Source organism: Actinomyces sp. oral taxon 180 str. F0310 (assembly GCF_000185285.1).
Lineage (GTDB): Bacteria > Actinomycetota > Actinomycetes > Actinomycetales > Actinomycetaceae > Pauljensenia.
Genome location: NZ_GL622194.1, coordinates 833,116 through 848,746 on the forward strand (window position 1 = coordinate 833,116; position 15,631 = coordinate 848,746).

The 15,631-nt window shown below is 66.6% G+C and carries 11 protein-coding genes; 6 read left to right on the plus strand and 5 right to left on the minus strand.

All coding sequences use genetic code 11. The annotated features are described in order from the left end of the window. Nucleotides 1-130: 130 nt before the first annotated feature. From HMPREF9006_RS03615 to HMPREF9006_RS03625, 3 genes are read left to right on the plus strand one after another with little or no spacing between them, the layout of a single operon-like run. Entirely contained in the window at nt 131-568 is a 438-nt protein-coding gene (locus HMPREF9006_RS03615) for a hypothetical protein (RefSeq protein WP_198002538.1), read from the plus strand. After that, the gene (locus tag HMPREF9006_RS03620) at nt 553-1,044 is read left to right on the plus strand and encodes a hypothetical protein (RefSeq protein WP_009212183.1); all 492 of its coding nucleotides are present in this window, start codon (nt 553-555) and stop codon (nt 1,042-1,044) included. The genes HMPREF9006_RS03615 and HMPREF9006_RS03620 overlap by 16 nt, the downstream gene beginning before the upstream one ends. Beyond that, entirely contained in the window at nt 1,041-1,805 is a 765-nt protein-coding gene (locus HMPREF9006_RS03625; RefSeq protein ID WP_009212184.1) for a hypothetical protein, read from the plus strand. The genes HMPREF9006_RS03620 and HMPREF9006_RS03625 overlap by 4 nt, the downstream gene beginning before the upstream one ends. Before the next feature lie 90 nt (nt 1,806-1,895). Here HMPREF9006_RS03625 and HMPREF9006_RS03630 read toward each other — a convergent pair whose 3' ends face one another. Genes HMPREF9006_RS03630 through HMPREF9006_RS03645 form a run of 4 tightly spaced genes read right to left on the minus strand, consistent with a single transcriptional unit; the run spans nt 1,896 to nt 6,216 of the window. Next, nucleotides 1,896-2,723, minus strand: coding sequence for a glycerophosphodiester phosphodiesterase (locus HMPREF9006_RS03630; RefSeq protein ID WP_009212185.1), 828 nt, complete (start codon nt 2,721-2,723; stop codon nt 1,896-1,898). Beyond that, the gene (locus tag HMPREF9006_RS03635) at nt 2,720-3,814 is read right to left on the minus strand and encodes a M23 family metallopeptidase (RefSeq protein ID WP_009212186.1); all 1,095 of its coding nucleotides are present in this window, start codon (nt 3,812-3,814) and stop codon (nt 2,720-2,722) included. The genes HMPREF9006_RS03630 and HMPREF9006_RS03635 overlap by 4 nt, the downstream gene beginning before the upstream one ends. Before the next feature lie 48 nt (nt 3,815-3,862). Then, on the minus strand, nt 3,863-4,897 hold the full coding sequence (locus tag HMPREF9006_RS03640; protein WP_009212187.1) for a hemolysin family protein: 1,035 nt from the start codon (nt 4,895-4,897) through the stop codon (nt 3,863-3,865). After that, nucleotides 4,894-6,216, minus strand: a complete 1,323-nt coding sequence (locus HMPREF9006_RS03645) for a hemolysin family protein (RefSeq protein WP_009212188.1) — start codon at nt 6,214-6,216, stop codon at nt 4,894-4,896. The genes HMPREF9006_RS03640 and HMPREF9006_RS03645 overlap by 4 nt, the downstream gene beginning before the upstream one ends. Nucleotides 6,217-6,531: 315 nt before the next feature. Here HMPREF9006_RS03645 and HMPREF9006_RS03650 point away from each other — a divergent pair, with 315 nt between their 5' ends. From HMPREF9006_RS03650 to HMPREF9006_RS03660, 3 genes are all read left to right on the plus strand, one after another. Continuing rightward, entirely contained in the window at nt 6,532-10,404 is a 3,873-nt protein-coding gene (locus HMPREF9006_RS03650) for a multifunctional oxoglutarate decarboxylase/oxoglutarate dehydrogenase thiamine pyrophosphate-binding subunit/dihydrolipoyllysine-residue succinyltransferase subunit (RefSeq protein ID WP_198002539.1), read from the plus strand. A gap of 54 nt (nt 10,405-10,458) precedes the next feature. Beyond that, on the plus strand, nt 10,459-11,061 hold the full coding sequence (locus tag HMPREF9006_RS03655) for a GDSL-type esterase/lipase family protein (protein ID WP_009212190.1): 603 nt from the start codon (nt 10,459-10,461) through the stop codon (nt 11,059-11,061). A gap of 73 nt (nt 11,062-11,134) precedes the next feature. Then, complete coding sequence (locus HMPREF9006_RS03660) at nt 11,135-11,908, plus strand: hypothetical protein (RefSeq protein ID WP_009212191.1); 774 nt, start codon at nt 11,135-11,137, stop codon at nt 11,906-11,908. Nucleotides 11,909-11,932: 24 nt separating this feature from the next. On the opposite strand, the gene HMPREF9006_RS03665 is transcribed toward HMPREF9006_RS03660, so the two are convergent. Next, nucleotides 11,933-12,826 carry an alpha/beta hydrolase gene (locus tag HMPREF9006_RS03665; RefSeq protein WP_034231026.1) on the minus strand — a complete coding sequence of 298 codons (894 nt, stop codon included), beginning with the start codon at nt 12,824-12,826 and terminating at the stop codon, nt 11,933-11,935. Nucleotides 12,827-15,631: the final 2,805 nt, after the last annotated feature.

A 15,631-nucleotide genomic window follows, 5' to 3' on the forward strand; every position in this document is an offset into this window, starting at 1 on the left:
TCGCCCCCATTGGTGCCGTCGTTGGCGGCCTAGTCGGCGGCGTCATCGGCGGGGTGGCCGGCCATTACTTTGGCGAAATGACAGGTGACGCGATCAATAACGCGACACTCAATTAACAATGGACAATTGCATGAACGAGAACATTACACTGGCTATTATCGGAATCGGAATGGGATTCTTCGGAGCGGCGGTGTGGTACGCCGAGATGTTCACAGACTCAAAGGCTGCGAACCTGTGGCGCCGAATGAACGGCAAAGGAAGAATCAGTAGAAATTATGCTGCTATCGGAGCACCCGCATTTGCATGCATTTTTCTTCTCGGCGGCATCCTAGGATTGATCAATTATTTTCAACTACCGGGGATTTTGTCGCGCATTGCCGCCATTTCAATCCTAGTATTTCTATCTTTCTTCCTCATTGGCCTTCTGCCCATCAAGTTTCCCCGGTGGGTCTACGCCGATTGGCAGTACGCCAAGCGCCATGGGCTCTTAGACGACGATTGCAACATCGATCGGGAGGCGTACGAGAAACATGCTGGCAGGAAGGAATTCTGGTGCACGAACAGGTAACAATGACCCTTTCCTCCGGATGGCGGTTCCTCATCCCAGAGGAATACGCACAGCTCAGCCCCCTGGCAGATGATCCCAGCGTCCGTCTCGTCGCCATCGCTAAGACGAAAGATGAGGGAAACGTTCCGACCTTCGTGGTCACCGGCGGAGCGCTCAGCACCGACGCGAGCGACGACGAAGTCTACGCGGACAGCGTCAGGCAGGTGGAGGAAGCGTTGCCTGGATTCCACCTTATTGACGACTTCGCGTGGCCAGTGCTCCCCGAGGGCGCCCGCTGGCGCACTGGCGTGTACATTCTCGAAAATGTCTCTCTGACACTCAGCCAGCTCACGTGGATCACACGCACTGCGCCCACGACGCAGCAACCGCCGCAGCGTTTCCTGTGGACCGCGACGTGTACGTGCCCCAGCGTCCTATTCCCAATGATCATCGATGATTTCATCACGATGGCCCAAACCCTGGAGGTGGCGCCGTGAGCGACCATCCAATCGAAAGCGACTCCTCGGATCAGATTATCGTCACCGTTGAGCAGGCCGATGCCCTGCTCGAGATGATCGCGAGCAACGAGAAGGCTAGTCGTATCTCAAGCGCCGCTCTCTCCAGCGGACTGGTGTCGCTCGGACTGGCCGGTGCCAACGGTTTGTCCGGCGATGCCGCACGCATCCTCGAACCTGTGCGCGCCGCACGCGCCCGCATCGTCATTCACGTCGTTTCCCCGTCCATATCGGGCGCCGTGCGCGACTGGCGAATCTGGCCGGTAGCTCCGCGTTCCATCGTGATGCGTTCCGACGTGGATGGCGTGCACTTCAGCCAGGTGGATTACTGCGAAGTCCCCCATATCTTGGCCTTTGTCTCCCTGCTGCACGCGGGCCCCACTATTCACGATGGGCCTCCTTACATTCCCACGGATTTCGTTGCTGCGATTCGTGCCCTGGATGTACAAGGCGCGCAGGAAGCACTCAACAACCTCGTGACCTATGGGCCGGCTGAGTCGCTCTTTTCCCAAGACTGCATCTCGGGACGGTGGAGCGTGGTGACTTGCGTACGCGAACAGATACGGCGTCGACAGTGGCGGACGGGACAGCACGTCGACTGCTTTGTCACCGGCCACATGCACGCGCAAATCCACGCGCCACTCGACGACAAGGCTCTCGCACGAATGCCGTCTCACCCGGTGCTGGACGCACCGCCTCGCGCAGCAATCTGGGCAATGATGATGGGGCTTATTGGCGGTTAGCGCAATCCTGAAATACTCGCTTTACACGAGGCAAATGCCGGTGCGCGCCCGCCACTTCAAGCAATAAGCTCAGTCAGTCCCGCAATAACCTCAGTCCCTGGGCCCCGAGACAGAACCGGGCGCCGGGGGTTGGGTCCACAGGCCGCGCGCGTCCAGGAAGTCGCGCAGGAACACGGGGCGGTCGGTGATAATGCCGTCGACGCCAACCTCAAGGAGGCGCAGCACGTCGGCCACCGTGTTGATGGTCCACACGTGTACGGCAAGGCCGAGCGTGTGGGCCGTCGCCACGAAACGCTCATCCACGACGCGCACCGGCCCCTGACGCATGGGAACCTGGGCGGCGATCGCGCCCTGGCGAGGCCCCGGCACGTGCCACCACGCGGGATTAGTCGCGCTCTTCGCCGCCCCTACCAGGCGCACGACAGCCTCGGTGCCCAGCGATGTCGCCACCGCGCGCGCCGGATCGGACGCGGCGCGGTCACGCACGGCGCGCAGGCGTGGCTCGGAGAAGGAAGCCACCAGGACCCGATTCGCTGCCCCGTGGGCGGCGATCACGTCCAGGAGCGGCCCCTCGACGCCGGGTTCCTTGGCGTCAATGTTGAGGTACATGTCGGGGAACACCTCGAGAACCTGGGCAAGCAGCGGCATCTGCTCGCCGCTGTCGCGGTGGCGCAGCCGGGACAGGTCCCGCCAGGTCATCTGCGAGATGCGACCGGTCCCGTCGTAGCAGCGGTCCACCGTGTCGTCGTGGGAGACAACGACGTGCCCGTCGGCGGTCAGATGCGCGTCGGTCTCGACGTGGCGGATCCCGGCCTCGTAGACGCGGGTGAAGGCGCTCACCGTGTTCTCGGGGGCTTCCTCCCCTCCTCCCCTGTGCGCGAAGACAATGGGGCCGCGTCTCGTCGTTACGGGCATCATGAGCAGGACTCCTGTCCGAGGTAAACCGCTTTGTTTTCTTTCATCCACGCCTCCGGGTCGATGGGAGTGTCGGAGGAATCGTGGATTTCAAAGTGCAGGTGAGGGCCCGTCGACCAGCCGTTGTTGCCGACCGCTCCGATGACCTGACCGGCGGTGACCGTGTCCCCGAGCTTGACGGTAATTTTGTTCATGTACTGGTGCAGGTAGGCCGAGTGGAAGACCGTGCCATCGGACTTGGTGTGCTTGATCTGCACGTACGCGCCCGAACGGGAGTTCTCGGCAAGCTCCTCGACGACGCCCCCGTAGACAGCAGTGATCGGCGTGTCCAAGGGCGCGGCCATGTCGATGCCCTCGTGGGCGAGCAGCTGCCCGGACACGGGCGAAATGCGGGTCGTGAACGGCGAGGTGATGACGAAGGAGCCCTCGGCGAGGGGCCAGTAGATCGTGTCCGCCACGACCTTGACCTTCCGGTTGCCGTCCGCGCCGTTGCCGATCCCGCAGCCGGTGATGGACACGGGCGCCTTCGCCCTCGCGCGCGAGTTCGCGGTGAGGGTCGCGTCCAGCTGGGTGGCCTGGGGCAGCGCCGAGGAGGTCGCCCAGCTGCTTCCCCCCACCGACGCGCCGAAGGCTCGTGCGGGCACGGTCAGCGAGGAGTCGGATCCGACGCGCCCCGTCATGGGTACGGCGATGGTGGCGCCGGCCAGTCCGGCGACGAGGAGGGCGCGCAGCAGGTAGCCAACGGGGTGGACGTTGCCGCGCCGACGCGGCGGCGACGAGGCGTCCCCGTCCTCGGCGGCACCCGGGTCGTCCTCGCCACAGGACGGAGCGGAGTCCTCGACGCGATCAGCCGCGCGATCCACGGACTCGCGTGCCTGGCCGAGCGCGGGGGTGGCTTCCTCGCCACGCTCACTTCCCGACGCGGCCGCCTCCACGGACTCTCCCTCGCCGACGCCGCTGGCCGCCCGGTCAAGCGGCAGCGCGGAGGTCTCCGCCTCCTCTTCGCCGCGCGTCTCCTGGGAGCGCGCAGCGCGCAGCTGCGATCGCTTCGGCAGCGGACACTCGATGTCGCCCACGCGTTCCCTCTCCTTCATGGTCTCGCTGTTGCCTCGCCCTAATGTACCCCGCTGACCGTTACCTCGTCACGGTCGCTGCAAGACGTCACGTACTTCGCCGACGAGGAGCTCCAGGATGTCCTCCAGGAAGAGGATGCCGAGAACCTCTCCCCCCTCGCGCACGAGAGCACAGTGCACGCCGGTGCGCTGCATGTGGCGCAGCGCGTCCTCGACCTGGTCCTCCCGGGCGACGGACTCGAGGCGACGGATGCGCCACGGGGTGATCGGCTGGTCTCGTTCCTCCCCGCTGGCGTAGAGCACGTCTTTGAGGTGCACGTAGCCGACGATAGCCCCATCCTCGTCGGCCACGGGGAATCGCGAGTAGCCGGTGTGGGCAACCAGGTCCTCCACGTCCGCGGGGGTGGCTCCCGCGGGCAGCGAGACGAGGTCTCCCAGGGGCACCATGGCCGACCCGGCCGTCTCCTCGGAGAACTCCAGCGCGCCGCTGAGCAGACCGAGCTCGTCGGTGATCTTGCCTTCGGCCTGGGATGCCTCGACGATCGAGGCGACCTCCTGCACCGTGTACGTGGAGGCGATCTCCGAGCGCGGCTCGTAGCCGGCGAGGCGCACGAACCAATTCGCGAAACGATCCATGGCCATAATGATCGGGCGCAGCACCCGTCCCAGGCGCACGAGGACGGGCGCCAGGAAGAGGAGCATGCGCACGGGAGCCGCAATCGAGATGTTCTTTGGCACCATCTCCCCGAAGACCACGTGGCAGAAGAGAACGATGACGAGGGCGACCGCGAAGCCGACGACGTGACTGGATGCTTCGGGGGCACCCAGGCGCCCCAGCGGGGACTCCACGAGGTGGGCGATCGCAGGCTCGGCGACGACGCCCAGGGTCGTGGATGCGACGGTGACGCCCAGCTGGCATATCGCCAGCATGAGGGACACGTGGCGCAGCGCGTACAGGGCGTCCCCCGCGCGGCGCTCCCCCGCATCGGCCAACGGCTCGATCTGGGAGCGTCGCGTGGAGGTGACGGCGAACTCGCCGGCCACGAAGAAGGCGTTGATGGCCAGCAGCACGACGGTGACGGCCAGGCTCCATCCGGCGCTCATTGGGGCTCCTCCTCGCCCCCGGGTGCGGGAGTGATCGCAACCTGGGCGACCCTCCTGCCCTGCATCTGACTGACCTCAATGCCGACCCCGTCGACGCTCACGCGCGAGCCGACGGAGGGTATCTCCCCCAGCTCGTTCATGACCAGGCCCCCAATCGTGTCGTAGGGGCCGTCCTCGGGCAGGGCAATGCCCGTGCGCCGGGCGAGCTCGTCGGGGCGCAGCGTGGCGGGCACGAGGAAGGTTCCGTCGGGACGCGGGCGGATGCCCAGGCGCCGCTGGTCGTGCTCGTCCGAGACTTCCCCGACGATCTCCTCGACGACGTCCTCAAGGGTGACGATCCCGGAAACCCCGCCGTACTCGTCGACGACGACGGCCATCTGCAGTCCCTCGTCGCGTAGCTGAACCATAAGGGGGCCGATCGGCGCCGTCTCGGGGACGGAGGGAGCCTCGCTCATGAGGGAGGAGGAGACGACGGGCACCTCGGCGCGGCGTTCGACGGGCACCGCGACCGCGCGCCGCAGGGAGACCAGGCCGAGGATGTCGTCGGAGTCGTCACCGATGACGGGGAAGCGCGAGTGCCCCGTCTGCCGGGCCAGATCCAACACGTCCTGCGCGCTGGCTCCCTCCCCCAGGGTGTAGAGGCGTCCGCGGTCCGTCATGACGTCGGCGGCGCTGAGGGTCGTCATGCGGATCGTATTCGTGAAGAGGTCGGCGGTGGATGTGTCGAGGGTCCCCTCCTCGGCGGAGTGCTCGACGAGGGCAGCCAGTTCGGACGCGGAGCGCGCCGAGGAAATCTCCTCCTGCGGCTCGATACCCATGCGCGCCAGCACCCAGTTCGCGGTCCCGCCGAGCACCCAGATAATGGGGCGAGCCACCACGGTGAAAGCCATCTGGAAGGGAACGACGCGGGCGGCCGTGCTCATCGGATGGGCCAACGCGAGGTTCTTGGGGACGAGCTCGCCAAAGAGCATGGAGAAGACGTTGACGAAAGCGGCCGCCACGAAGGCTGCGACACCGGTCGCCAGCCCCCACGCCAGGCCCGCGCTCCCCAGCAGGCCCGCGAGCAGGTCAGCTAGGGCGCTCTGCGTCGTGTACCCCAGCAGGATCGTCGTCAGCGTGATGCCCACCTGGGCGCCGGAAAGCTGGGTGGACAAGGAGCGGGTCGCTCGCAAGACCGAGGCGGCGCCACGGTCCCCCTCCTCGGCGCGACTGTCGAGCACCGCCTGATCGACGGCAACGAGGGAGAACTCGGCGGACACGAACACGAAGGTCCCCGCCGTCAGGAGGATGCCGAGCAGCAGCATCGCCGCGGTCGTCATCGGCGTCCCCCGCTCACGAGGCCGGGGCGGGTCGCCGAAGAGGTCGCGCAAGGAAGCCCGGTGGAGGTGGCATCAAAGCCGACAGTGTCGCAGTCCATGATGGTGCCAGTCTAGCCGCCCTCGGCGTCGATCCCCGCGCGCTCTTCCACACACCACCAGCTATGCCAATACTCATTCTCAATGAGACCAAAGGCCCGTGAAGTCCTCGCCAAGTCTCGACAAGGTGTCGTGAAGGTTGTCACTCGGCGGTAGAATCGGAGCCACCTGCCGCGCGGGGAGATTCCGACGCTCGGCGTGACGCAAACGGAGGAATACGTGCCCACCCACACAGCTTCCCAACCCGATCCGCAGTGGTATCTCGCGAAGATGCGTGACCTCTACGAGCGCGACCCCCAGATGCTTGATCCCTCGTGGCGCGCCTACTTTTCCACCGAGTCGGCTCCCCCTCAGCTGCGCGCGGCGCGTCCCCCGATTCCCGACGCTGATCCGAGTTCCCCCGACGAGGCCTCGGCTCCCAGGCAGGCGAGCCCCACCGGGAGCGGCGCCCCCTCCGATGACGCCCAGCCGGTCTCGGTCACGCCCCCCACCCTCGACATCGAAGAGGACGAGGAAAACACGGCGCCGACAGACGCGGCCCCCGTCGTCTCCGTCACGCGCTCGGACCTGCCTCCCGCGCCGCCGGTCGCCCTCGCCGAGGCAACCAGCCCCTACACCCGGCAGCAGCACGGGCGCGCCGCCTTCACGCGCTCCCACGCCGCTCCCGCCCAGGACGAAACCCACGTCCTAAAGTCCGCCGCACGCGCCACCGCCAAGCACATGGACGCCTCCCTGTCGATCCCCACCGCCACGTCCCAGCGCCAGATTCCCGCCAAGCTCCTCATTGAGAACCGCACCCTCATCAACGCCCACCTCGCACGCACGGTCGGCGGCAAGGTCTCCTTCACGCACCTCATCGGCTACGCCCTCGTCGAGGCTCTGTGCGAGATGCCCGACCTGAACGTCCGGTACACGCTGCAAGACGGCAAGCCCGCGCTCGAACATCTCGCGCACATCGGCCTCGGGCTGGCCATCGACGTGGCGGACGCGTCGGGGAACCACTCGTTGAAGGTCCCCGTCATTCACGACGCTGACACCCTGACCTTCTCCGAGTTCGTCGACGCCTACCAGGACCTCGTGTCGCGGGCGCGCACCGCCACGCTGACGACCGCCGACTTCCAGGGGGCGTCGGTCACGCTGACCAACCCGGGTACACTGGGCACGACGACCTCCGTGCCCCGCCTCATGGTCGGGCAGGGACTCATCATCGGCGTCGGAGCCACCGACTACCCGGCCGAGTTCCGCGGCGTCTCCCCCAAGCGCCTGGCCTCCCTGGGCATCGGCAAGACGATGTACTTCTCCTCCACCTACGACCACCGCATCATCCAGGGAGCGGCCTCCGGGCGCCTGCTCGGCCTCGTGGACGCCAAGCTCTCGGGGCGCGACGGCTTCTACGAGCGCGTCTTCACCTCCCTGCACGTGCCCACCCGCCCCTACTCGTGGGAGGCGGACTACGAGTACGACCCGAACCGGGAGAAGGGCAAGCCCGCGCGCATCGCGGAGATCATCCACGCCTACCGTTCGCGCGGCCACCTGGCGGCCGACACCGACCCGCTGGCCTACCGCGTCCGCCGCCACCCCGACCTGGACATCTCCTCCTACGGGCTCAGCGTGTGGGACCTGGACCGTCCTTTCCCCACGGGCGGCTTCGGCGGGGCGGACCAGATGCTGCTGCGCGACATCCTGACCCGGCTGCACGACACCTACACGCGAACCGTCGGCATCGAATACATGCACATCCAGGATCCCCACCAGCGCGCCTGGGTCCAACAGCGCATTGAGGGACCGTACGAGTCTCTCTCCCCCGCCGCCCAACGCCACATCCTGGGCACGCTCATTCGCGCCGAGGCATTCGAGGAGTTCCTGCAGACCAAGTTCATGGGCCAAAAGCGCTTCTCCCTCGAGGGCGGGGAATCCCTGATCCCGCTGCTGGACCACATCCTGGCGGACTCCGCGCGCGCGGGCATTCACGAGGTCGCGATCGGCATGGCCCACCGCGGGCGCCTCAACGTCCTGGCCAACATTGCGGGCAAGTCCTACGCGCAGATCTTCGACGAGTTCGAGGGCAACTACATGCCCAACTCGGTGCAGGGCTCGGGAGACGTCAAGTACCACCTGGGAACGTGGGGCGTCTACTCCCTCGACGACGGCCTGGCCACCAAGGTCTACATGGCCGCCAACCCCTCGCACCTGGAGGCGGCGGACGGCGTCCTGGAGGGCATCGTGCGCGCCAAGCAGGAGCACCTGGGAGACCCCGATCTGCCGATCATCCCGATCCTCATCCACGGCGACGCGGCGTTCATCGGCCAGGGGGTCGTCCAGGAGACCTTCAACCTGTCCCAGCTGGAGGGCTACAAGACCGGCGGCACGATCCACATCGTGGTCAACAACCAGATCGGCTTCACGACGGGACCCACGCAGGGCCGTTCCACCGGCTACGCGACGGACCTGGCCAAGGGCCTGCAGGTCCCCATCCTGCACGTCAACGCCGACGACCCCGAGGCCGTTATCCGTTGCGCGCACCTGGCGTTTGAGTACCGCAATGCCTTCCACAAGGACGTCATCATCGACATGCTGTGCTACCGCAGGCGCGGACACAACGAGGGCGACGACCCGTCGATGACCCAGCCCGTCATGTACTCGCTCATCGACCGCATCCCCTCCACGCGCGCCGTGTACATTCGTGGCCTGGTGGGCCGCGGGCAGCTCACCGAGGACGAGGCCCGCCAGTCGATCGCGCAGTACGAGGCGGAACTGGGACGCATCCTCGATGAGACACGCGCGGGCGGGGCGGGCGCGGCCAGCCAAACGAATCCGGGCAGCCGCACGCACGACCCCGCGCTGACCGCGGGCGTGGGCGAGGCCGGAGAGTCGGCCTCCGCCCAGTGGACCATGCCCGAGTCCCAGCTGCCCGGCACCGGCATGATGATCGGCTGGACCTCGGCCGCCGCCCAGGAGCAGCTGGAGCGCATCGGGCGTGCCCACACGCGCTTCCCCGACGGCTTCCACCCCCATCCCAAGCTCCGGCAGCTGTGCGAGCGCCGCCACGACATGGCGTTGGGACGCAGGCCCATCGACTGGGGTTTTGCCGAGCTCCTCGCCTTCGGTACTCTCCTCATGGAGGGCACGGGAGTTCGCCTGTCGGGCGAGGACGTGGCGCGCGCAACCTTCGTCCAACGCCACGCGATCCTGCACGACGCCACAGACGGGCGCGAGTTCACTCCCCTGCGTTTCCTCACCCAGTCCCAGGCGCGCTTCGACGTGTGGAACTCCCCGCTCAGCGAGTACGGCGTCCTCGCGTTCGACTACGGTTACTCCCTCGAAAGCCCCGAAACGCTCACGATCTGGGAGGCTCAATTCGGTGACTTCGCGAACGGAGCGCAGACCGTCATCGACGAGTTCGTGTGCTCGGCCGAGCAGAAGTGGGGCCAGCGCTCCTCGTTGGTCATGCTGCTTCCTCACGGCTACGAGGGGCAGGGGCCCGATCACTCGAGCGCCCGCATCGAGCGCTACCTGCAGCTGGCTGCACAGGACAACATGTGGATCGTCCAGCCCTCCACGCCAGCGAACTACTTCCACTTGCTGCGCACCCAGGCCTACAAGCGGCCGCGCAAGCCGCTCATCGCCTTCACCCCCAAGCAGCTCCTGCGCCTGTCGGCCGCCTCCTCGCACATCGAGGAGTTCACCTCGGGCGCGTTCCAGCCGGTCATCGACGACGCGGCGGGCCTCGATGCCGCCTCCGTGACGCGGGTTCTGCTGTGCTCGGGCCGCCTGTACTACGACCTCGTCAAGGAGAGGGACAAGCGCGCCGACTCCTCGACGGCGATCATCCGCCTGGAGCAGCTCTACCCCCTGCCCGAGGAGGAGGTCGCCTCCGCCCTGGCCTGCTACCCGGGGGCGTCGCTCACCTGGGTCCAGGACGAGCCTCGCAACCAGGGGGCGTGGCCGCACCTGGCCCTCAACCTGTTCCCGTCGCTGGAGCGGGGCGTGCGCCTGGTGTCCAGGCCGGAGTCGGCCACGACGGCAGCTGGACGCGCGTCGCTCCACAAGCAGCAGGCAGCTACCCTTATTGCGCAGGCCTTCGAAGGCTGACGAGGAGTCCCGGCCGCCCGGGGAACGCGCGGGACACACCCAGAAAGGAACACCATGCGCATCTGTTTCATCGGCGACGAGCTCGTCGCGGGGGTCGGCGACCCTCGGGGGCTGGGCTGGGTCGGCCGGGTTAACGCCCACTCGACCTTCGACCTACCCGCGACCTTCCTGACGCTCGCGGTCCCCTCCGAGACGACGAGGCAGATGGCATCTCGCTGGGAGTCCGAGGTCCTGCCTCGCCTGGCGGAGGGAGAGCCTCACGGCCTCGTGATCGGCGTGGGTCCGGGGGACATCCCCGCCGGCGTGTCCACCGCGCGTTCTCGCCTGAACCTGGCCAACATCACCGACCGCGCGACGGCGCTGGGCATCCCCAGCTTCGTCGTGGGCCCCCCGCCGCTCGCGGGGGTGGATGCCGCCTCCCTCAAGGCCCTGTCCTCCTCGTGCTCCGAAGTGTGCGCGCGCCGTGGGATACCTTTCGTTGACTGCTACACGCCGCTGGTCGCCCACGACCAGTGGTTTGAGGACATGGCGGCATCCCTGGCCCGCGGACAGGATGGTCAGACCCTGCCCGGCCAGGCCGGCTACGCGTTGATGGCCTGGATCGTGCAGCACCAGGGATGGTACGAGTGGACGGGTGCAACCCCGACGGATTCCTAGAACGGTGCGAACGCTGCTGTCAGTCGCGGACAGCGGCGCGCCGCGACGCCGCTCGCCGACAAAGGGAGAGAACATGGACGCGTGGATCCGGGAGAAGCTGGCGGGTTGGACGGCCACCTGCGGCCTCGTCATCGTCATCGTCATGGTGGTGGCCCTCTGGCGTCATGTCTCCTTCCACAGGCCCCTCTCGTTCCTACTCCTGCTGCTCGTTGTCATCCTGATCGTCATCGTGGCTAACAGGGTGCGCCGCTCTATCGACCTGCTGACTCCGCCTCGGCACGGTGTCGGCTATCCTTCGGCCGAGAAGCCTTCCTACATCAAGGATTCCCACTCCGCGCCTTCGGGTCGTTCGTCGCCTCGCTCCGATTCCGCCGCGAGCGCGACGCGTGGCACCGAGGCGTCCCCTCTCTCGGCGAGGGGCGCAGCAGTGTCCTCGCCCGGCCAGGGAACCGATCGGCCCGCTGCGGCCCATCCCACTCCGCCCGACAACTACGCGACCATTGACGGCGCCATCAGCCACGCACAACGCTCGGGCTTCATCGTCATCAGCTTCTTCGACGCGGGCGCACCCCTTCCTAGGCGCCTCGACGCCGTGGGCGCGGAGATCCTCTACATGGTGTTCTCCCACGTCGCCGAGGTCGACAAGAATGCGCCGATCACGGTGACCGGCGGGGCGACGCAGGAGGAGGTCACGCTGACGATCAGCGTCCTGACGAGCAGCGCCGACGTGCTCGGCAAGCGCCGCTTGGGTGAGATCCGCGCGCTGGTTGATGTCCTGGGCGGACGCGTGGACACGGACGTCCAGGCTGGGACGTGGACCGTCACCGCCCGCGTAGATCGCAGCTAGGGCCGGCAGGCCCGCCCGGGCCCGTCAGGAGTCTCCGGAGTCGTGCATGATCCCGGAGACGAAGCGCGCGCTGCGATCGAGGGCAGCCTGCGCCTCGGGGATCACGGGGACCGCGAGCACGTAGACGTGGAAGCCGTCGGGTTCCACGCGCAGGCGCACATCCACCCCGGCGCGGGCAGCCGAGCGCGCGAACTCGATCGTGTCGGGGCACACGATGTCGGCGTTGCCCTGGAAGATCCGCATCGGAGGGAGCCCCGCCGGGTCACCGTGCAACGGACTCACGCGGGGGTCTCCCGGGTCTAGGTCACCGGCCCATGCTCGCCCCGCCCACTGCAAGCCGGGCACGCGCAGGATCTTGTCGCGGCCCTGCACGTCCTTAATCGCGGGGTTCGTCATTGCCACGTCGACCCACGGCGCGTACAGGAGGAGGCCATCGACCTGGCGCGCGCCCGCGTCGCGGCGCTGCATGGCAAGGGACAGCGCGAGGCCGCCTCCCGCCGAGTCGCCACAGACGATGACGCGGCCGAACTCGGCCTGGGCCTCGTCAATGATGGTCTGGACGAAGGAGAACGCGTCGCTCGCGGTGTGCGCGGGGGCGAGCGGGTAGTCGGGGATGATGACGGGGAGCCCCGTGCGGTCGATCAGTCCCTCCACGAGCGGCCACTGCGCCGCGACCATGGGGTAGACGTAGGCTCCGCCGTGCAGATAGATGAGGGCGCCGCCCGAACGCAGGCCGCGTATGGGCGCCACGCGCGCGACGCCTCCCTGGCGGCTTTCCGTGAAGCGGGCGCGCATCAAAGTGGGCATCGCTGTGTGCAGCGGCGCGGACTCGGCCACGGCACGCGTCGCTTCCTCGCTGTGCAGTACCGGGGGCATCAGCCCCATGACGGCATGGGCAAGACGCATGCGGAGGGACATCAGGCCTCTTTCGTATCGATACATCAGTGCGCGTGCCCGTGGGGATGTACCCGCGCGGCAACACGCTCAAGGATACGCTGCGATTCCGCCCGTGCCGCGTTTTCTTCTCTCCCCACGGGGGCGCGGCGCTTCCGGTTGTCGTCGGCGCGTGGGGGCCGCGGCGAGGACGGGTTCGGCTTGGGCTTTCCCAACGATTGCCACCGGCACGCGTGGGCGCCGTGGCGAGGGTGACCCCGCGGCGAGGGGGACCCACACGGATAGGTTATGGACATGTGGATAGGTAATGAGCACGCGTGGGCGCCGCGGCGTGGACGGGTTCGGCTTGGGCTTTCCCAACGATTGCCACCGGCACGCGGGGGGCGCCGCGGCGAGGGGGACCCACACGGATAGGTTATGGACATGTGGATAGGTAATGGGCATGCGGATAGGTTATGAGCACGCGGATAGCCTATTAACCTATCCGTAAGCAAATAACCTATCCATGAACGCACAACCTATCCGCGAACGAGGGCACCACCCGAACCGAATCGCACGCGGAGCACGTGCACGCCGATTACCCACCCCGCCAGGCACGCAGCCGACACAGTCGCCACCCTGCCAGCATCCGCGCGATTGATCGCAACGGTCACATGGACAGCACCTGCACCAGCCACCCGCCCCACCGGGCACGCAGCCGACACAGCCGCCGCCCCGCCAGCCTCCGCGCGATTGATCGCAACGGTCACATGGACAACAATCGTCTGCCGAGGTTACCCGCCCCGTCGGCCGACACGCGGATGACCGTGAGGGCCGCAAATCTCGCAACGAGATCGCACGGTTCGCTCAAACCCAACCTGTCCGCGAGCGCGTGCCGAGCACACGAACGGCCACGAGCTGGACCACGCCCTCGAACACGTCGAAAGCCTTCCGCGGATGCCCCTCGTCGCACCGTCGACAGGGCTTCCGTATCAGGTCTCCGGCTCGCGCCCTTTATCCGCCCGACTAGCCGCGCGTTATCGACAGGGATTCACGCCGGGTCTCCGGTATCCACAGCCCCTCCCTTCAGCGTTGTCGCAGCGCTCTCAGCGGAGCAACACTGCAGGTTATGACGCAGCACTCGTTTCTTGTCGCCCCTCCTCGCGATTTAGCCAGTCACCAGCAGCCACACTCTCCGATACGAATCATGCGTGGAGTCAGCGCCGTCCTCGGCATGGATCCGACAAACGCTGACCCGTGGGAGATCTGGGAGGCAATCACCCACGCACGTATGCATGCTGTGAATGTCTCGCACAAACAACATCCCCTCTTCGTGGGACAAAGCTGCCTGCGCCTGGCGGGGATACACGGTTGGTCTCAAAACCCGCCCATCACCATTTTTCGTGCCAGTCGTCGAAGCACCACCCTGCTACCATCCTGCACCTTGTGCTCGACGACAGTACCGGCGACATCGGTCTCGTGTTCCCCGTTTCCACCGCTGTCGAGGGAACGCGCCACTATCGATGGCTTGACCACGGAGCACCCATACGATGCGCTCCTTCGATGCGCTCTTCATGACGAGCCACTCGAGGCATTCGTGTTGGGGAGTATGGCGTTGCAGTCATGGAGTCATTTCTCGATGTTTCAACAAGATGACCGACGCCGACGTGCTGAGCAGATACGAAACGAGCTCCTCATGAGGCTCACGCAAGCAGGGAAAGTGCGCGGATACCGACGCGCACGTTCCATCGTGCACGCGATCGATCCCGGATGCGCCAATCCAGCTGAAGCCGCGCTCCTGTGGATCGTCCGTTCGATCTGCCCTTTCGCGGTCGCGACACAGGCTCGCATCGACGTGCGAGGACGTCACTACTACGTTGATATCCTGATTGAACAGCTGCATATCATCATCGAATTCGATGGGATCACGAAACTTGGTACGACACGTGCAGAAATCGAACGGGCTAAGCGTGAGTGGGTGTTGCGCGATCAGGACCTTCGAGATGCCGGTTGGCAGGTCATCCGAGTGAGTTGGACGGACTACGATGACTGGGAGAGACTCCGCATCAGACTCATTCGGGCCTTGGGACCAATGAAACCCGCTCCCGAGTTCCGGTCACTATGGAAGCTCCCCTCGACACGGTGCGATGGGCCTTCGCGTCGCTTCTACACCCACGGTTCGCGGATAGGAAATAGGCAGGCGGATAGGTAACGAGCACACGTGGGCGCCGCGCCGAGGAGGACCCACACGGATAGGTAATGGGCACGCGTGGGCGCCGCGGCGAGGACGGGTTCGGCTTGGGCTTTCCCAACGATTGCCACCGGCACGCGGGGGGCGCCACGCCGAGAGGGACCCACACGGATAGGTAACGAGCACACGGATAGGTAATGAGCACACGTGGGCGCCGCGCCGAGAGGGACCCCGCGGCGAGGGGGACCCACACGGATAGGTAATGGGCATGCGGATAGGTAATGAGCACGTGGATAGCCTATTAACCTATCCGCAAGCAAATAACCTATCCATGAACGCACAACCTATCCGCGAACGAGGGCACCACCCAAACCGGATCACACGCGGAGCACATGCACACCGATTACCCACCCCACCGGGCACGCAGCCGACACAGTCGCCACCCCGCCAGCATCCGCGCGATTGATCGCAACGGTCACATGGACAGCACCTGCACCAGTCACCCGCCCCACCGGGCACGCAGCCCACACAGCCGCCGCCCCGCCAGCATCCGCGCGATTGATCGGTCGGGACCACCGTTGACTCAGCCGCACGCAGCCGACACCGCGCGGCAGTGACACGCGAGGTGGGGGCTCCGCCCTCGCATTGTCCGTCCCTGA